Here is an 18,260-nt window from a genome sequence, read left to right as displayed (position 1 = left end):
GCTCAATCCGCGAGCCAGCGTTCCATGCACGCCAGCAGTTCCTCCGCGTTCACCGGTTTGGTGACGTAATCGCTCGCTCCGGCGGCAAGACTCTTCTCCCGGTCCCCTTCCATCGCTTTCGCGGTCACCGTGATGATCGGCAGGCCGGCGAACTTCGGCATCTCGCGGATCGCGGCGGTCGTCGCGTGGCCGTCCATCTCGGGCATCATCACGTCCATCAGGATCAGGTCGATACCGTCGTCGGCCAGCAGTTCCTCGATGCCCTTGCGGCCGTTGGGCGCGTGCACGACCGACAGTCCGTGCAGTTCGAGCATCCCCGAGATCGCGTACACGTTGCGAGGATCGTCATCGACGAGCAGGACCTTGCGCCCCTGCAACCGCGGCGGGCCGGCGGGCGGGCCGGACGACTGATCGTCCGACGACGACGGCGCCGTCTCCTCCGGCTGCTGCATCAGCGGCAGGATGCCTTCGAGTTCGCTGGCCGAGATGTGCAGCATGATGCGTTCCCGCAGCATGTCCAGCGACGGCAGCAGTTCGACCGGATGCACCCTCGCGTGCCCGTGCAGCAACCGGTCCTGCGCCGCGCTGAGCTTGCGCGTCGCGTACGCCAGCACCGGGACCTCGACCGGGTCCGGCCCTTCGGCGAGCCGTTTGAGGAAGCTCAACGCGCTCGTCCCCGGGATGCTGGTGTCGAGGACGACGCAGCGGTAGCTTTCCCGCTTCACTTCCTCGAACGCTTCCGCCGGATCGGCCACCGCCCGGACCTGGACCGAGCCGTGGCTGTCCGCGACGTCGGCCGCGACACCGCGGGCGAGCAAGGTCAGCAGGCTGTTCCGTTCGCCCTCCACGACCAGGACCCGCCGCTCCGCGCCGACATTGTCCATAATGGACTCGTCGAGACTCACGGTCCCGGCGAACCTGGCCACCGGCAGATAGAGCGTGAAGGTGCTGCCCGTCCCGAGCACACTGTCCGCCCGGATCTCACCGCCGAGCAGGTACGCGACCTCACGGCTGATCGACAGGCCGAGCCCGGTGCCGCCGTACTTGCGGCTGGTGGTGCCATCGGCCTGCTGGAAGGCCCCGAAGATCGATTCGAGGTTCTCCTCGGCGATCCCGATCCCGGTGTCGATGACGCTGAAGGCCACCAGTGATTCGTGCGGGAGCGCCCCGGACGGCGAAACGACGGTGTCGACCAGTTTGACCCGCAGTTCGACGCTGCCGTCTTCGGTGAACTTGACCGCGTTCGACAGCAGGTTCCGCAGCACCTGCCGCAGCCGCTGCTCGTCGGTGAAGAGCAGTTCCGGCACGTTCGGTTCGACGGTGACCTGGAAGTCGAGCCCCTTCTCCGCGGTCAGCGGACGGAAGGTCGTGCCGACGTAGTCGAGCAGCTGGCGCAGCGGGAACGGCTCGTGATGGATGTCCATCTTGCCCGCCTCGACCTTCGACAGGTCGAGGATGTCGTTGATCAGCTGCAGCAGGTCGGTGCCCGCGGACTGGATCACCTTGGCGAACTCGACCTGTTTGGGCGTCAGGTTCTGGGTCGAGTTCTGCGAGAGGACCCCGGCGAGGATCAGCAGGCTGGTCAACGGCGTCCGGAGTTCGTGCGACATGTTCGCCAGGAACTCCGACTTGTACTTCGAAGCCAGCGCGAGCTGCTGCGCACGTTCCTCGATTTCCTGGCGTGCCTGCTCGATTTCGAAGTTCTTCACCTCGATGTCGCGGTTCTGCCGCGCGAGGAGTTCGGCCTTCTCCTCCAGTTCCGCGTTGGACACCTGGAGTTTCGCCTGCTGCGCTTGGAGCTCCTCCGAGCGGGCCTGGAGTTCCTCGGCGAGCCGCTGGGACTCCTCCAGCAGGGAGTCGGTCCGCGCGTTGGCGATGATCGTGTTGACGTTGACCCCGATGGTCTCCATCAGCTGTTCGAGAAAATCCTTGCGGACGGCGGTGAACTCACCGAACGACGCCAGTTCGATGACGCCGAGCACCTGGTCCTCGAACACGATCGGCAACACGATCAGGGTGACCGGCGGGGCCGAGCCGAGGCTCGACGAGATCTTCACGAAACCCGGCGGCGTCCGGTCGACCACGATCGGTTTCTTGGTCTGCGCGGCCTGGCCGATCAGCGACTGCCCCATCGCGAAATCCGCGGGCGTGTCCGGGTCCTCGCTGTGCCCGTAGCTGGTGATCAGCCGCAGCCGGGTGCCGTGTTCACCGGATTCGGTGAGGAACAGCGTCCCGTGCTGGGCGCCGACCAGCGGGGTCAGCTCGTTCATGATGAGCGTGGCCACCACCCGCAGGTCCCGGTGCCCCTGCATCAGCCCGGAGATCCGCGCCAGGTTGCTGTTGAGCCAGTCCTGTTCCTCGTTCGCCCGTGTGGTCTCGCGCAGCGATTGGACCATCGCGTTGATGTTGTCCTTCAGTTCCGCGACCTCGCCCTGCGCCTCGACGGAGATCGACCGCGTGAGGTCGCCGGTGGCCACCGCGCTGGTGACCTCGGCGATCGCCCGGACCTGGCGGGTCAGGTTCCCGGCCAGCTCGTTGACGTTCTCCGTCAGCCGTTTCCAGGTGCCCGAAACGCCTTCGACCTCGGCCTGGCCGCCGAGCCGCCCCTCGCTGCCGACCTCGCGCGCGACGCGGGTGACCTCCGCGGCGAACGCGGAAAGCTGGTCGACCATCGTGTTGATGGTGGTCTTGAGCTCCAGGATCTCGCCGCGGGCGTCGACGTCGATCTTGCGGGACAGGTCGCCCTGCGCGACCGCGGTGGTCACCTGCGCGATGTTGCGGACCTGGCCGGTGAGGTTGTTCGCCATCGAGTTGACGTTGTCGGTGAGGTCCTTCCAGGTCCCGGCGACGTTCGGCACCCTGGCCTGTCCGCCGAGGATGCCCTCGGTGCCGACCTCGCGCGCCACGCGCGTGACCTCGTCCGCGAAGGCCGACAGCGTGTCGACCATCGTGTTGATCGTCTGCGCGAGCGCGGCGACCTCGCCCTTGGCCTCGACGGTGATCTTCTGCGACAGATCGCCCCTGGCGACCGCGGTGGCGACCTGGGCGATCGACCGCACCTGATCGGTGAGGTTGTCGGCCATGACGTTCACCGACTCGGTCAGGCCTTTCCAGGTACCCGACACGCCCTTGACGTCCGCCTGACCACCCAGCCGCCCTTCCGTGCCGACCTCGCGCGCGACCCGCGTGACCTCATCGGCGAACGACGACAGCTGGCCGACCATCGTGTTGATGGTGTCCTTGAGTTCCAAGATCTCGCCTCGGGCGTCGACGCGGATCTTCTGCGACAGGTCGCCTTTCGCCACCGCCGTGGTGACCTCGGCGATCGACCGCACCTGGTCCGTCAGGTTGTCGGCCATGACGTTCACCGACTCGGTCAAACCCTTCCACGTGCCCGACACGCCCTTGACGTCCGCCTGACCACCCAGCCGCCCCTCGGTACCGACCTCCCGCGCCACCCGCGTGACCTCATCGGCGAACGACGACAACTGGTCCACCATCGTGTTGATCGTGTTCTTCAACTCCAGGATCTCGCCCCGCGCGTCCACGGTGATCTTCTGCGACAGGTCGCCTTTCGCCACCGCCGTGGCCACCTGGGCGATGGAGCGGACCTGCGCGGTGAGGTTGCCCGCCATGAAGTTCACCGACGTCGTCAGATCCCGCCAGGTGCCGGCCACCCCGGGCACCTGGGCCTGCCCGCCGAGCGCTCCTTCGGTGCCGACCTCCCGCGCGACCCGCGTGACCTCATCCGCGAACGACGACAACTGATCCACCATCGTGTTGATCGTGTTCTTCAACTCCAGGATCTCGCCCCGCGCGTCGACCGTGATCTTCTGCGACAGATCACCCTTCGCCACGGCCGTCGTGACCTCGGCGATCGACCGCACCTGATCGGTCAGGTTGCCCGCCATGAAGTTCACCGACGTCGTCAGATCCCGCCAGGTCCCCGCCACCCCGGGGACTTCCGCCTGCCCGCCCAGCCGTCCTTCGCTGCCGACCTCCCGCGCGACCCGCGTGACCTCATCCGCGAACGACGACAACTGATCCACCATCGTGTTGATCGTGTTCTTCAACTCGAGCATCTCGCCCTTGACGTCGACCGTGATCTTCTGCGACAGGTCACCCTTCGCCACCGCGGTCGCGACCTCGGCGATGTCGCGGACCTGGCCGGTGAGGTTGCCGGCCATCGCGTTCACCGAATCGGTGAGGTCCTTCCAGGTCCCCGAAACCGAGGGCACCGCCGCCTGACCGCCGAGCTTCCCGTCGGTCCCCACCTCGCGCGCGACCCGGGTCACCTCGGAGGTGAACAACGCCAGCTGATCGACCATCCCGTTGAAGACGAGCGCCATCTCGGCCATCAGGACGTCGTCCACCTGGGGCAGCCGGGTGCTGAAATCACCGTCGCGAACGGCTTTCAGGCCCTCCAGCAGCCGCTGCAGACCTTGGTCGTCGATCGCCCCGCCCACCCGGACCGTCGTTCTCGGTCCACGTTTGCTTCCCGGTTCCGGCATCGGAATGCCTCCTTCGTCCTGACTACCCGCGGGGAGGACCCAGCGGGATCCAGAAGGCCACCGACGTACCTTCGCCGGGTCTGCTGGAGATCCGGAACCAGCCTTGCGCCGCTTCAGCACGTTCACGCATCGACGCCATGCCGATGTGCTCGCCCGACAACGATTCGTGCGCGCTCTCGCCGTCCGCCTTCATCCCGTCTCCGTCGTCGGCGACCGTCACCAGCAGACCGCCGTCCTGTGTGGTCATCGAGACCACGACGGAGGTGGCGTTCGCGTGCTTACGCACGTTCACCAACGCCTCCTGCAGGATCCGGAAGGCGGTGACAACGAGGTCGGGCGGCGGCTCGACGCCGAGATCGTGCCGCAGTGTGCAGACGAGCCCCCAGCCCGCGACCACCTCGTCGAGGTAGTCGCGGACGGAAGCGACCAGATCCTCGTCGTTCAGCGCGGGCGGCCGCAATTGGGCGACGAGGATCCGTAATCGCCGGATCGCCCCCTGAATCGCTTCGTCGAGTTGCCTCAAAGCGGGATCACGCCGTTGGGCGGCGAGCATCTGCAACCGCATGCTCACCGCTATCATCGACTGAATGGAATCGTCGTGAACATCCCACGCGATACGGCGACGTTCGGTTTCCTGTGCCCGGACCAAATGCGCGAAGGCCTGGCGCCGTTCGGTCTTTTCCTCCAGTGTTTTCCGGCGTTCGGTGAGATCACGGGTGACTTTGCCGAAACCGGCGAGACCGCCCTGCTCGTCGCGCAAGGCGGTGATCACGGTGTTGGCCCAGAACCGTTCGCCGCCGCGCCGGACGCGCCAGCCCTCCTCCTCGTGGCTGCCCATCTCGGCGGCGACCAGCAGTTCCGAGGCAGGCTTGCCGTCGGCGACGTCGTTCTCGGTGTAGAAAACGGAGAAATGACGGCCGAGGATCTCGTCCTCGGAATAACCCTTGATCCGCTCCGCCCCCGGATTCCAGCTGATCACCCGGCCCTCGACGTCCAGCAGGTAAATGGCGTAGTCGACGACGCTGTGCATGAACAACTCGAAGAGCACAGCGCTGCGGTGATCAGGCGCCCGTTCCGATGGCAGCATGGCCATAGTGCAGCTTGGCACTCGGGTGCGTGTCGCCGCTACGGCCGTTCGAGGAGGCCATTCTTGCGCGCGTGCGCCACGGCTTCGAGTTTCGAATGGGTCCCGGTCTTCACCAGGATCCGCTGCACGTGATTCCGCACGGTATTCCGCGCCAGCCGCAACTCATCGGCGATCCGGTCGGTTCCCGCGCCTTCGGCGATCAGCCCGAGCACCTGTCGTTCCCTCAGGGTCAGTGCCGGCCCGAGCCTGCCAGGGCTGCCGGCCAGCATGGCCAGGGCGCCGCTGAGCAGTTCGGGGTCGATCACCACGTCGCCCGCCGCGATCGTCCGGATCGCCGTGACCAGTTCGTCGAGGAGACCCGATTTCAGCAGCAGCCCGGCCCCGCCGACCTCCAGGATCCTGGCGGCGATGGCGCTGTTCGCATCGCCGGTCAGCACCAGCACCCGGCTCGACGGCGAGATCGCGCGGAACCCGGCGATGGCTTCGATCCCGTCGCCGTCCGGCAGCCGCCGATCGAGCAGCACGATGTCGGGCAGATGCTCCTCCGCCGCGATCAACCCGTGCGCCAAGGACTCCACCGACGCCACCAGGTCGATCTCCGGGAATTCCTCGAAGGCCGCGCCCAGCGCTTCGGCCACCATCTTGTGGTCCTCGACGAGCAGCACCCGGATCGGGGCCGCTGCCGGGGGCACGGGCTGCGGGAACGTCGGGTTCGGCATGCACCTTCTCCGTCGATCGTGGTCTCGCCTGGCCATTGTCCGGCAGATTCCCGAAAACGGAACACGCGAGTTACGGCCGGAGACCGGCGCATTGTCCCACCGGCTCCGGCGCAGCCCGTCGTTTCGAGGCCGACCCGTGACCCGCCGTACCCGTCCGGCGACCGAGTGGGGTCTTTGTGCCCTCGATGCCACAACCTTCGGCGGTGACCGGAACGGCCCTCGGTGGCCCATCGTCGTACGTGACGACTGCCGGACCGAGCGCGACGGGAAGGGTGACCGGGACGTGACCACGAGGATCTGCGAGACCCGCCGCCGTCCCAGCACGCATGCCGTCGCCCGCCGGGCACGGGCCGCGGCCGAACTCGAGCGGCTGCCGGAGGACGTGGCGAAACCCGAAACGCAGGCTTCGCTGCTCGACGACGTCCTCACCGCGATCCGGCATCTCGACGGCACCGCCCTGGCCACGCGGTGGAACCCGCGGGACCGGCGCGTCCAGCGACTGCGCGGCTGGCTCAGCGGCGCACCCGGCTGACCGGGCGGGCGCCCGTCACACCGGGCGCCACCGGCTGATGTCGGACTCCATCGGCACGACGCGGGTCAGCGACGAGCGGATCTTCAGTTCCATCGCCCTGTCCCGGCCCCGGGTCCCGCGAGGCGCGTACGGGTAGAAAGTGCCGCGCTCCCGGCGATAGACCATGGTCAGTTTGGGATGACGCATGTCCCGCAGTTCCGCGAAGTCGACCGTCGTGTGCAGCAACCAGGACGCGAACCCGGCCTGGGCCAACCGCTCGTTGACGTCGGCGAGGTCGTCGAGCAACCAGCCGAGGTCGCCGTTCTCCCGCCAGCAGCGCACGATCGTCCGCCCGAGCCCGTCGTGGTTGACCACGTTGCGACGGACGGAGTCCCCGGCGAGCCCGGCGACGAACTCCGCCTCCGTCCCCTCGCCGGGACGGCCTTCCGCGACGAAGCAGACCGTCCCCGACCCGGTGGGCGCCAGCCCGTGCCCGGACCGCAGGGTCACTGCCGCGGACCTCAACTCCAGCAACGGAAGCAGACTCGGCCGCACCGACCGGCTCCGCACACGCAGACTTCCCAACAACGCCATGACTTCACCGCACCCTTCTGCTGCGTGAAGCCTTTCCGATTACGCCCTCGCGTCCTAGGGCCGCACGGTCGCGCCTTGTCCGGGACAAGTCCCCTGTTCCGGTGACGAACGGCCCTACCAGCCCTTGTCCGCCCTTTTTCCGGGGGTCGTCACCGGCCGCGCCGCCGGAGTTCGCGGGCGTCCAGTGTGCCTTCGACGACGCCGCGCGCGACCTCCGACAGTTTCCTGTTGGAATTGCGGGCGAAGGAACGCAAACGCCGGAAAGCCGTGCCGACGTCGACACCGACGCGTTCGGCGAGCATGCCTTTCGCCTGTTCGATGATGATCCGGCTGTCGAGCGCCTTCTGCAACTGTTCGGAAAGCGTCCGATAGTGGCGCAACTCCCGCTGCTGCAGGAGGCACAATGTCGCGACGTCGGCGAGCGCCCGGCCCAGACGACGGTCTTCGACACTCAAGACCACGGTTTCGGCGCTGAGAAAGGCGATCGCGCCGACCGTTTCGTCCATCGCGCGCAGCGGAAGCGCCGAAACCGCGGCATAGCCCTTCCCCGCCATTCTGGCTACGTAACCCGGCCAGCGCGAAACCGCCGTCGAGAGGTCGTGGACGGCGATGTCGTTCCCGGTTTCGAACGACTCGCGCGCGGGGCCTTCGTCGACCACGGCGGGATGGCGTTCGAGTGCGAGACCCGGCAGGAAGACCTCCGTGGAATCGATCGGCAGCAGCCGCGCGCATTCGCTGGACAAGGTGTCCACGACCCGATCCGGTCCGAGGTCTTCCGTGACGCTCGCGGTCAAGCTCGCGAAGGCGGCACAGACCGCGGGCTCCCGGTCCGCTCGCCAGCTGCTCACCCGAGCGATTCTGGCCCCCACCGCGACCACCGGCAACGACCAGATGGAGGATCCTGTACAGACGACGTCACGGACGGCGACGACCGGTGATCTCGGCCGGATAACGACCGGCGGAGTTCTCAGTGCCGCCGCAGGGAAAACGGCGGGACGGTGTTCGCCTTCAGCGCGTCTTCGTCCATTGTGGACTCGCCGATTCCCGCCTTGCCGATCTTCTCCGCGACGAGCGCGCCGGGATCGTCGAGCGTGTCGGCCCTGCCACTCAGGAACGCCCACTCGTGCTCGTCCGAACCGTAGTAGAGAACGGTCCCGAACGACTCCGTGAACCGTCGCCACGACGTGATCAAGGTCTGATTGCGCCACAGCGTCGGGCAGCCGGCCTGGCACCCGACCACGCCGCCGTCGGTGAGCAATGCCGTGCACCGGGCCAGGAAATCGGTACCGTACAACCGGTTGTGCTGCGCCTCCGGATCGTCGTTCTCGTCCGGCAGGTCGATCACGACCACATCGTAGGAGTCGCCACGCTCACGCGCCTCGGCGAGGAACTCCCAGCCGTCGCGGTAGTGGATCCGGATCTTCCCCTCCCCGCGCTCGGCGCGGGCCAGATCGTCGAGGGTGTAGCCGTAGGGAAGATGTTCGGCGCAGGCCCGCACCGCCTCGGCGTCGATGTCGACGTGGTCGACCACCTCGGCGCCCGCGGCGACCGCGAGCTCGGAGGCGACCCCTTCGCTGGAGCCGATGATCAGCACCCGCTCGACGCGGTCGGCGAGCAGCAGCGAAGGGACCATCAGCGCCTCGTGGTAGACGAGCTGGCTCAGTTCGGTGCTCTGCCGTTCGTCGTCGCAGAACAGGGAGATCCCTTGCGCGGTCCGTCCGATCAGGACGTTCTGGAACGCGGTTCGGCCCTCGAACAGGACCTCCTCGACGGCCCAGTTCCGGGTGAGCCCCGCGCCCATCGGCTCGACGATCACTCGTTGCGCCATCAGTTCTCTCCTCGTTCCACGGTGGACATCCGGACCGTCCCGGCGCCCAGCATCTTCGCCAGCAGCGCGACCGCGCGTTCCGGATCCGCCCGGTCCCCGCAGGTGAACACGTCCACGAACACCGAGCCGATCTCCGGATAGGTGTGCACCGACGCGTGCGATTCCGCCAGCAGCGCGAGCACGGTGACCCCTTGCGGGGCGAAGGAATGCGACACGACTTCGCAGACCGTCGCGCCCGCTTCGGTCACCGCTTCGGCGAGTGTCTTCTTGAGGAGCACGGCGTCGTCGAGCAACGACGGCTCGATCCCCTCGAACTCCGCGAGTACGTGGCGGCCGGCGAACCGGCCGACGAGTGGTACTTCACCCGGCATCGGCGAACCTCCCCACACAATAAGTACGCAACGGCTCGATCCCGTTGAACGCGACGGACGAATAGCTGGCGGTGTACGCACCGGTGCCCGGGATGTCCAGCCGGTCGCCCGCCTTCAGCGACAGCGGCAGCGCGCACGGCGTCCGCTGGTACAGCACGTCGTCACCATCGCAGGTCGGCCCGGCGAGGACCACCGGTCCTTGCGGTCCCTTGACGCCGACGGCCTCCAGCCGATACGCGACGGCTTCGTTCTCGCACTCCGCCATTCCGTTGTACCTGCCGACGTCGAGGTAGACCCAGCGGCGTTCGTCGGCGGCGGCGCGGGTCGTCACCAGGACGACCTCGGTCCTGATGAGCCCGGCATCGCCGACGATCACGCGACCGGGTTCCAGCAGCAGCTCCGGCTCCGGGAGATGCTGCCGGCGGGCGGCGTGGATCACCGCCGCGTAGTCCGTCAGCGACGGCACGGGCTCACGGTGCTCGGTGGCGAATCCGCCGCCGATGTTGAGCCGCTCCAGTACGACGCCCGCGTCGGCGGCGACCTTGGCCGCGGTCGCGATCCCGATCTCCCAGGCGGCCGGATCCGGCTGCTGCGAACCGACGTGGAACGCGATTCCCGGCCGCAGTCCGGCTTCCGCGGCCTGGCGGAGCAGGGCTGCGGCCACCGCGGGCTCACAGCCGAACTTGTGGCCGAACGGCGTCACCGAGTCCGGGCCACCGGTCAGCAGGCGGACCGAGACGAGTGAACCGGGCGCGTGCTCGGCGAGGTTCGCCAGATCACCGGCGGAATCCGTGGTGAATTCACGGACCCCGCGCTCGTGAGCGAAGGCGATGCCCGCCGGTTTCTTGATCGTGTTGCCGTAGGCCAGGTCCGCCGCCCGCGCGCCACGGGACAGGCACAGCTCGATCTCCCCCGTGCCCGCCACGTCGAACCCCGCGCCGGTCGACGCCACGGCGTCGAGTACCTCGGGAGCCGGATTGGCCTTGACCGCGTAACGGATCAGCGCGTCCGGGAAGGCCTCCGAGACCGCGGCCGCACGCTCCGCGACCAGGTCGGTGTCGACGACCAGGCACGGCGTCGGCGGCTCGCGGTCCGCCAAGAAGGCGCGGATCCGGTTCAGGCTTGCGGTCACACGCCCCAGGGTGTCAAATCCCGATCACCGGCCCGGAACCCGGGGTCACGCCCGGACGTCACCCGAAGACTGCTCCGGCAGTTCCACGCCGTGCTCGGCGGCCAGTCGCTCCAGGTTGGCCAGATCGGCGCCGACGGCCGAAGCCCTGTCCTCGTCCGAGGCCTGTTTGGCGATCTGGACGTCTTCCCTCGCCTGCCGTACCCGGTCCCGCAGATTCACCGCGAACTCGCTCATCGTGCACCCCCGATCTCCCGCACCTTGTCTGCTTTCACCCTAGGACCCTCCGAATCGGTCACCCACGTGATCTGCGTCATCACGGGTTCGTTCGTGTCGGAGTGAAGCAGTATGACGGCAGGCCCCGGGTTTCGCAGATCAGCGGAGCCCGGCCTTTTCGGCGGGTTCCGGCGCGGCCGCGCGGCGGCCGATCACCGCGAGCGGGACGAGAGCGCACAATCCGCCCGCGACGGCGACCAGCACGTATCCACCCAGGCCGAACAGTTGCCCGGCGAGCAGGCTCGCCGCGGCCGAAGTCCCCCAGACGAAGGCGTCGACAGTGCCCTGCGCCCTCGTCCGCTGAGCGGGCGGGAGATCGCGGCTGAGCATGCTGCTGCCGCCGACGAACACCAGGTTCCAGCCGTAGCCCAGCAGGAACATCGCGACCGGGATTCCCACGTGATGCGAATCCGGGGCGCCGATCGCGGTGACCGCCGCGACGGTGAGCGTGCCGATCCCGCCGAAGATCGCCGCGCGGCCGCCCCAGCGGTCGGCGATCCAGCCGGACAGCGGTGCCAGCGCGAACATCCCGACCAGATGGGCGCTCAGCACCCAGCCGACGACGTCGAGCCCCTGGCCGTGCTGGTGCAACTGGACCGGCGTCATCGTCATCACCGCCACCATGGCCAGCTGCGCGCCGACCATCGCCACGAGCGGCCCGAGGATCACCGGGTTCCGCACGGACATCCGCTCCCGTCTCGGTACCCCCTCCGCCGGGGCGGCGAGGCCACGCGGCAGAGTCGCGACGGCGATCACGGCGATGGCCACGACGAACGCGCCCGCCGCGATCGGGCCGGACAGGGCGGGCAGGTCGGCGGCTTCCGCCCTCGCCGCGGCCGGTGCGATCAGGGCGGGCCCCGCGACCGCGCCGACGGTCCCCGCCCAGACCATTGTGGACAGTGCGAACCCCTTGCGGTGCTCGGGCGACAGGTCGGCGGCCGTGTACCTGGACAGCTGCGCGCCGCTGTTGCCGAAGCCGATCAAAGGCATCCCCGCCACCAGCGCGAGCACGGATCCGCCGAGCACGCCGGCGAACGAGATCAGCGCGCCCGCCACCGCGGCGCCGTACATCAGCACCAGGACGAGCCGCCTGCCGTAGCGGGCGGCCAGTGCCCCCGACCACAGCGAACCCGCCGCGGAACCGAGTACCAGCACGGCGTTCGGCAGTCCGCTCCACGCGGCGCCGGCGTGCTCGACCACGATCAGCGCCGCCGTGGTGGACAGGCCGACGACCGCGGTGCTGAGACAAGCGACGCCCATGAAGAGCGCGAACATCGGTTTCATGATTCAAACCTAAGGATTCCGGGCGCCGCGGCGAATAGGCTGACGAAGGCCTCGCCGGGGTGCGAGGCGCATCATGGAAGGAATCCGGGCGCGATGACCTTACGATCGGAAAGGGCGCTGGACGACCTCGACTGGCGGCTCCTCGAAACGCTCCAGAGCGACGGGCGGCTCTCGTTCAAGGAACTCGGCCGCCGCGTGAACCTCTCCGCCCCCGCCGTCGCCGAACGGGTCCGTCGGCTGGAGGAGGCGGGCGTCATCACCGGGTATCGCGCCCAGGTCGACGCCCACCGCGCCGGGTACGGCCTGCAGGCGTTCGTCGAGATGCGCTGCTCGCTCGGCAGCTGCCTGCTGCGTACCAGCAAGTCGGAGGACTACCCCGAGGTGGTCGAGCTGCACCGGCTCAGCGGTGACCGCTGCACCATGCTGAAGGTGCGGGCCGTGTCGCTCGAACATCTCGAAGGCCTCTTCGAACGGCTGGGCAAACACGGCGAGATCCGGTCGTCGGTGGTGCTGTCGACCCAGTACGAGGGCAGGCCGGTCGGCCCTCCGGTCGAGGACTACCTGAAGGCGACGAAGAGCGAGGGCTGGAGCGTCTGAACGTCACCGATCAGGAATCGAGAAGCGGCGGCGGGCCGCGTTCACCTAGCGTGATCGACGTCGAGGCAGAACGGCTCGAACCTGGTTAGATCGAGCTCGGTGAGGCTGACGGAACGTACACGCGGCCCACATGAGGATGGAGACAAGATGCGCAAGACCACCCGGCCGCAGCCGCCCGAGCAGCACCCCGCCGACAGCCACGACCTGATCCGGGTGCTGGGCGCGAGCGAGAACAACCTCAAGAACGTCGCCGTCGAGTTGCCGAAGCGACGGCTGACGGTGTTCACCGGGGTTTCCGGTTCGGGTAAGAGCTCCCTGGTCTTCGACACGATCGCGGCCGAGTCGCAGCGGCTGATCAACGAGACGTACAGCACCTTCGTACAGGGCTTCATGCCGACGCTGGCCCGGCCCGAGGTCGACGTGCTCGACGGCCTGACCACCGCGATCATCGTCGACCAGCAGCGGATGGGCTCCGATCCGCGCTCCACGGTCGGCACCGCCACCGACGCCCACGCCATGCTGCGCATCCTCTTCAGCCGGCTCGGGAAGCCGCATATCGGCTCGCCGCAGGCGTTCTCCTTCAACGTCGCGTCGATCTCCGGCGCGGGCGCGGTGACCGTCGAGAAGGGCGGGCGGACCACGAAGGAACGCCGCGAGTTCAGCATCACCGGCGGCATGTGCGCCCGCTGCGAAGGCCGCGGGAAGATCAACGACATCGACCTCACCGCGCTGTACGACGACACCAAATCCCTCAACGAGCACGCGCTGACGATCCCCGGCTTCTCCATGGACGGCTGGTACGGCCGCATCCTGCGCGGCTGCGGCTTCTTCGACCCCGACAAGCCGATCAAGAAGTACACCAAGCGGCAGATGAACGATCTGCTCTACAAGGAGCCGGTCAAACTCAAGATCGAGGGCATCAACCTGACCTACTCGGGACTGATCCCCACGATCCAGAAGTCCTTCCTGTCCAAGGACCGCGAGGCGATGCAGCCGCATATCCGCGCGTTCGTGGACCGGGCGGTCACCTTCGCCACTTGCCCGGAATGCGACGGGAGCAGGCTCAGCGAGCTCGCGCGCTCGTCGAAGATCAAGCGGATCAACATCGCCGACGCCTGCAAGATGCAGATCAGCGACCTCGCCGACTGGGTCCGCGGGCTCAAGGAACCGTCGGTGGCGCCGCTGCTGGAGAAGCTCCAGCACACCCTCGACTCCTTCGTCGACATCGGGCTCGGCTACCTCTCGCTCGACCGGCCGTCCGGCACGCTTTCGGGCGGCGAGGCGCAGCGCACGAAGATGATCCGGCACCTGGGCTCCTCGCTCACCGACGTCACCTACGTCTTCGACGAACCCACCATCGGGCTGCACCCGCACGACATCCAGCGAATGAACAACCTGCTCCAGCAGTTGCGCGACAAGGGCAACACGGTGCTGGTCGTCGAGCACAAGCCGGAGACCATCGCCATCGCCGACCACGTCGTCGACCTCGGGCCCGGCGCGGGTACCGCGGGCGGGACGATCTGCTTCGAGGGCACCGTCGAAGGCCTGCGCGCCAGCGACACCATCACCGGCAGGCACCTCGACGACCGGGCGTCGCTCAAGGACAGTGTCCGCAAGCCCACCGGCAAACTGGAGATCCGCGGCGCGGACCGCCACAACCTCCGGAACGTGGACGTCGACGTCCCGCTCGGCGTCCTCTGCGTGGTCACCGGTGTCGCCGGTTCCGGCAAGAGTTCGCTGATCCACGGCTCCATCCCCGCCGCCGAGGGCGTGGTCTCGGTCGACCAGACCCCCATCCGCGGCTCGCGGCGGAGCAACCCGGCCACCTACACCGGTCTGCTCGAACCGATCCGCAAGGCCTTCGCCAAGGCCAACGGGGTGAAGCCCGCGCTGTTCAGCGCCAACTCCGAGGGTGCCTGCCCGAACTGCAACGGCGCCGGCGTCATCTACACCGACCTCGGCATCATGGCGGGCACCGCCACCACCTGCGAGGAATGCGACGGCAAGCGGTTCCAGGCGTCGGTGCTGGAGTACACCTTCGGCGGCAAGAACATCGGCGAAGTGCTCGAAATGCCGGTGTCCGAGGCCGTGGAGTTCTTCGGTGAGGGCGACGGGCGCATCCCGGCCGCGCACGCCATCCTCAGCAGGCTCGACGACGTCGGGCTCGGCTACCTCAGCCTCGGTCAGCCGCTCACCACGCTTTCGGGCGGTGAACGGCAGCGGCTGAAGCTCGCGACGCACATGGGCGACAAGGGCGGCGTCTACGTCCTCGACGAGCCGACCACCGGTCTGCACCTCGCCGACGTCGAGAACCTGCTCGGTCTGCTGGACCGGCTCGTCGACGCGGGCAAATCCGTGATCGTGATCGAACACCACCAGGCGGTCATGGCGCACGCCGACTGGATCATCGACCTGGGCCCGGGCGCCGGCCACGACGGCGGAAAGATCGTCTTCGAGGGCACCCCGTCCGACCTCGTCGCGAGCGCTTCGACGCTCACCGGCGAACACCTGGCTGCCTACGTCGGCAAGTGACCCTCTGCCCCCCGCATTTAGTCCTCTAAATGCGGGGGCACGCGGAGCTCGTGAAGGCCGCACCCGGATCGGGTGCGGCCTTCATCGCCTACCGGGAATTCGTGCTCGCGGGCTGTTTCGCAGGATCCTGCTCCGCTTGACCGAGAACCACGTACCAACGCTCATCCTTACGGGTGAGTGTCAGCCGCTCGGCGTACCCTCCGCTGCCGGTCAGCTGAGCGTTCGCCACGTTCGGTGAGATGTCGCTGGAAATGTCGACGTCGCCGAGGCTGATCTCCTTGCCGCCGAAGTCGTCGATCCGGCGCCGGACCTCGTCGGACGCGTTGTTGCCAAGTGGAGCGAGCCGTTCGAGCGCCGGGGCATCCGCGCGCGTTGAGAGCCCGGACGTAAGCGTCGACCGCGGCCCGCGGCGACTCGGCTCCGCCGTCGCCGCCGCCGCAACCGGCGAGCAGGCCGGTGCCGACGAGGACCGCGAACAGCCCCCGCCGGCACCGGTTGGTGAACGAGTGCACGTGGCGATTCCTCACGTTCGGTGAGAGTAGTACCAGGCGTCCGGCGCGCTGGCGATGAAGCTGCTGAGCGGCCGGTTATGGGTGTTGTTGCTGTGGTAGGTCATGTACAGCTCGGTCGCGTATTCTCCCGATCCCGCGCGTCGCCAAAGCCACTTTCGGGACACCAGATGTCTCGAAAGTGGCTTTCGCGACAGGCCGAGTCGGCGCCGAGGTGAAGGCGCTGGCGGTGCGGGGGCACGCGGCGGTAGCGGGCGTTGCGAAAGCGGCTTCGCAACCCCACCCAGCGAGGCCCCGTGCCTCGCCGCATTTAGTCCTCTGAATGCGACAAAGAACCGAGTTCACTCGCCTTCCGTGTCGAGACCTTCACGGTCCGCCCACTCGAGCAGAGTGTCGAGTGAGTACGCCGTGTCGTCGATGCCCGCGTGCAGGTCGCCGAGTTCGGCGAAGCGCGCGGGCACGGTGGCGATGGTGAACTCACGCGGTTCGACGTCGTCGATCTCGTCCCACCGGATCGGGGTCGAGACGACGGCTTCGGGCACGCCGCGAACCGAATACGCGCTCGCGATGGTGTGGTCGCGCGCGTTCTGGTTGTAGTCCACGAACAGCTTCGACGGGTCGCGGTCCTTGCGCCACCAGGTGGTGGTGACCTCGTCGGGCATCCGGCGCTCGACCTCGTGCGCGAAAGCGAGCGCCGCCCGGCGGACCTCCTGGAAGCCCCAGCGTGGTTCGATCCGCACGTAGACGTGCAGGCCGTGCCCGCCGGAGGTCTTCGGCCAGCCGATGATCCCGAGTTCGTCCAGGATCTCGCGGACCGTGTGGGCGACCTTCCGCACGGTGGAGAACGGGCAGTCGGGCATCGGGTCGAGGTCGATCCGCCATTCGTCGGGACGTTCGGTGTCGGCGCGGCGCGAGTTCCACGGGTGGAACTCGACGGTCGACATCTGCACCGCCCAGATCACGTCCGCGGGATGGGTGACGCACAGTTCGTAGGCGTGCCTGCCGGAGGGGAAGTCGACGCGGACGGTCTGCAGCCAGTCGGGAGCCCCGTTCGGCACCCGCTTCTGATGGACCTTCTCCCCCGAAACGCCGGACGGGAACCGGTGCAGCATGCACGGCCGTTCCCGCAGTGCCCGCACGATCCCGTCGCCGACAGCGAGGTAGTACCGGACGAGGTCGAGTTTGGTCTCCCCTCGCGCCGGGAAGTAGACGCGATCCGGGTTCGAGACGCGCACCGTCCGGTCGCCGACCTCGATCTCCACCGCCGAGCTTTTCGCCATACAGGGAAACTAACCCGAAATCCGCCGGTCCGCGTCCGCTCGATGGCGATCCACGCTCTGCCAGGATGAACGACATGGCACCACGGACACGCGCGGAGGCACTGTCCCGCGAGCGCATCGTCGAGGCCGCCGTCGAACTCCTCGACGCGGCGGGCGAGCGCGGGCTGACCTTCCGGACGCTGACCGAACGCCTCGCCACCGGCCCCGGCGCGATCTACTGGCACGTGCCGAACAAGGGCGCGCTGCTCGACGCCGCGACAGCGTCCGTCATCGCCGGTGCGCTGGCCGTCGAAGCCACGGGCTCACCCCTGCGCGAGATCCGCGCGATCGCGCTCGGCCTGTTCGACGCGGCCGACCGGCATCCCTGGCTTTCCCCGCAAGTCGCCGCACAACTCTCCCGCAGCCCTTGGGGTTCGGTGACGCCGCGGATCTTCGAAAGCATCGGGCAGCGGGTCGGCGCGCTCGGTGCCCCCGAAACCACCTGGTTCACGGCGACCTCGGCGCTGGTGCACTACATCTTCGGCGCCGCGGGCCAGAACGCCGCGAACTCCCGGGTGGCCGGGCCCGGGGTGGACCGCACCGAATTCCTGCACGCCGCGGCGGACGCGTGGGAAGCACTCGATCCCGGCGAATTCCCGTTCCTCCGGTCCATCGCCGGTGACGCGCGCGATCACGACGACCGGGAGCAGTTCCTCACCGGGCTCGATCTGATCCTCGCCGGTATTGCCGGCGCCGGTGGATCGCAGCGACCATGACGGCGAACACCGCTCCGAGGACGGTCACGTCCACCGCGGGAACCCAGCGCACCTCGCCGCCTTTGAGGACGTACGCGCCGACAGGTCGCGCGGCGAGGAGGAAACCGCCACCCTCGCCTTCCTTGTCCTGTTCGGCGCCGTGCCCGCCGCCTCCGCCGCCGATCACCCGCGCGGCCGGGATCACCACGACGCCGTCCTTCTCGACGGGCTCGCCGTAGACGCGCCGGACGGTGAGGTTGTCACGCATGACGCCGACGACCTTTTCGAGTCCCATCCG

At 68.3% G+C, this 18,260-nt stretch carries 16 protein-coding genes; 4 read left to right on the top strand and 12 right to left on the bottom strand.

Features of this window, described 5'->3' with window-relative positions:
* Positions 1-2 precede the first annotated feature (2 nt).
* The 3 genes from DMH01_RS37250 to DMH01_RS37240 are packed head-to-tail and all read right to left on the bottom strand — an operon-like array spanning position 3 to position 6,317.
* Positions 3-4,511, bottom strand: a complete 4,509-nt coding sequence (locus DMH01_RS37250) for a HAMP domain-containing protein (protein WP_125683260.1) — start codon at positions 4,509-4,511, stop codon at positions 3-5.
* 22 nt (positions 4,512-4,533) lie between these two features.
* The gene (locus DMH01_RS37245) at positions 4,534-5,604 is read right to left on the bottom strand and encodes a PAS domain S-box protein (RefSeq protein ID WP_370323596.1); all 1,071 of its coding nucleotides are present in this window, start codon (positions 5,602-5,604) and stop codon (positions 4,534-4,536) included.
* A gap of 32 nt (positions 5,605-5,636) precedes the next feature.
* Positions 5,637-6,317, bottom strand: coding sequence for a response regulator transcription factor (locus tag DMH01_RS37240; RefSeq protein ID WP_125683258.1), 681 nt, complete (start codon positions 6,315-6,317; stop codon positions 5,637-5,639).
* A 283-nt stretch (positions 6,318-6,600) separates the two neighbouring features.
* Here DMH01_RS37240 and DMH01_RS37235 point away from each other — a divergent pair, with 283 nt between their 5' ends.
* Positions 6,601-6,849: a hypothetical protein gene (locus DMH01_RS37235; protein ID WP_125683256.1), complete on the top strand. Its 249-nt coding sequence runs from the start codon at positions 6,601-6,603 to the stop codon at positions 6,847-6,849.
* Between the two features lie 15 nt (positions 6,850-6,864).
* Here DMH01_RS37235 and DMH01_RS37230 read toward each other — a convergent pair whose 3' ends face one another.
* From DMH01_RS37230 to DMH01_RS37200, 7 genes are all read right to left on the bottom strand, one after another.
* The gene (locus DMH01_RS37230; protein WP_233621825.1) at positions 6,865-7,422 is read right to left on the bottom strand and encodes a hypothetical protein; all 558 of its coding nucleotides are present in this window, start codon (positions 7,420-7,422) and stop codon (positions 6,865-6,867) included.
* A gap of 149 nt (positions 7,423-7,571) precedes the next feature.
* Positions 7,572-8,270, bottom strand: a complete 699-nt coding sequence (locus DMH01_RS37225) for a GAF and ANTAR domain-containing protein (protein ID WP_233621824.1) — start codon at positions 8,268-8,270, stop codon at positions 7,572-7,574.
* Between the two features lie 119 nt (positions 8,271-8,389).
* Positions 8,390-9,250 carry a spermidine synthase gene (locus DMH01_RS37220; RefSeq protein WP_125683254.1) on the bottom strand — a complete coding sequence of 287 codons (861 nt, stop codon included), beginning with the start codon at positions 9,248-9,250 and terminating at the stop codon, positions 8,390-8,392.
* Complete coding sequence (speD, locus tag DMH01_RS37215; protein WP_125683252.1) at positions 9,250-9,621, bottom strand: adenosylmethionine decarboxylase; 372 nt, start codon at positions 9,619-9,621, stop codon at positions 9,250-9,252. The genes DMH01_RS37220 and speD overlap by 1 nt, the downstream gene beginning before the upstream one ends.
* On the bottom strand, positions 9,611-10,753 hold the full coding sequence (locus tag DMH01_RS37210; protein ID WP_125683250.1) for a type III PLP-dependent enzyme: 1,143 nt from the start codon (positions 10,751-10,753) through the stop codon (positions 9,611-9,613). Before DMH01_RS37210 ends, speD begins: the two co-directional genes overlap by 11 nt.
* A gap of 45 nt (positions 10,754-10,798) precedes the next feature.
* Positions 10,799-10,987, bottom strand: a complete 189-nt coding sequence (locus DMH01_RS37205) for a hypothetical protein (RefSeq protein ID WP_125683248.1) — start codon at positions 10,985-10,987, stop codon at positions 10,799-10,801.
* 138 nt (positions 10,988-11,125) lie between these two features.
* On the bottom strand, positions 11,126-12,310 hold the full coding sequence (locus tag DMH01_RS37200; protein ID WP_125683246.1) for an MFS transporter: 1,185 nt from the start codon (positions 12,308-12,310) through the stop codon (positions 11,126-11,128).
* A 93-nt stretch (positions 12,311-12,403) separates the two neighbouring features.
* Between DMH01_RS37200 and DMH01_RS37195 the strand changes: the two genes are divergently transcribed.
* Positions 12,404-12,907 carry an Lrp/AsnC family transcriptional regulator gene (locus DMH01_RS37195; protein WP_125683244.1) on the top strand — a complete coding sequence of 168 codons (504 nt, stop codon included), beginning with the start codon at positions 12,404-12,406 and terminating at the stop codon, positions 12,905-12,907.
* Positions 12,908-13,054: 147 nt separating this feature from the next.
* Positions 13,055-15,439, top strand: a complete 2,385-nt coding sequence (locus DMH01_RS37190; RefSeq protein WP_125683242.1) for an excinuclease ABC subunit UvrA — start codon at positions 13,055-13,057, stop codon at positions 15,437-15,439.
* Between the two features lie 850 nt (positions 15,440-16,289).
* Here DMH01_RS37190 and ligD read toward each other — a convergent pair.
* A complete protein-coding gene (gene ligD, locus DMH01_RS37185) occupies positions 16,290-17,228 on the bottom strand; it encodes a non-homologous end-joining DNA ligase (protein ID WP_199745762.1) in 939 nt (312 codons plus the stop codon).
* Positions 17,229-17,302: 74 nt separating this feature from the next.
* Here ligD and DMH01_RS37180 point away from each other — a divergent pair, with 74 nt between their 5' ends.
* Positions 17,303-17,983 (top strand): TetR family transcriptional regulator, encoded by a 681-nt coding sequence (locus tag DMH01_RS37180; protein WP_125683240.1) that lies wholly within the window; start codon positions 17,303-17,305, stop codon positions 17,981-17,983.
* On the opposite strand, the gene DMH01_RS37175 is transcribed toward DMH01_RS37180, so the two are convergent.
* On the bottom strand, positions 17,922-18,257 hold the full coding sequence (locus DMH01_RS37175) for a sporulation protein (RefSeq protein WP_125683238.1): 336 nt from the start codon (positions 18,255-18,257) through the stop codon (positions 17,922-17,924). The genes DMH01_RS37180 and DMH01_RS37175 overlap by 62 nt on opposite strands.
* Positions 18,258-18,260: the final 3 nt, after the last annotated feature.

The sequence above is a fragment of the Amycolatopsis sp. WAC 04182 genome (assembly GCF_003947465.1).
Classification (GTDB): Bacteria; Actinomycetota; Actinomycetes; order Mycobacteriales; family Pseudonocardiaceae; genus Amycolatopsis.
The sequence above is the reverse complement of the archived record's forward strand: the minus strand, read 5'-3'. Positions and strand labels throughout refer to the sequence as shown.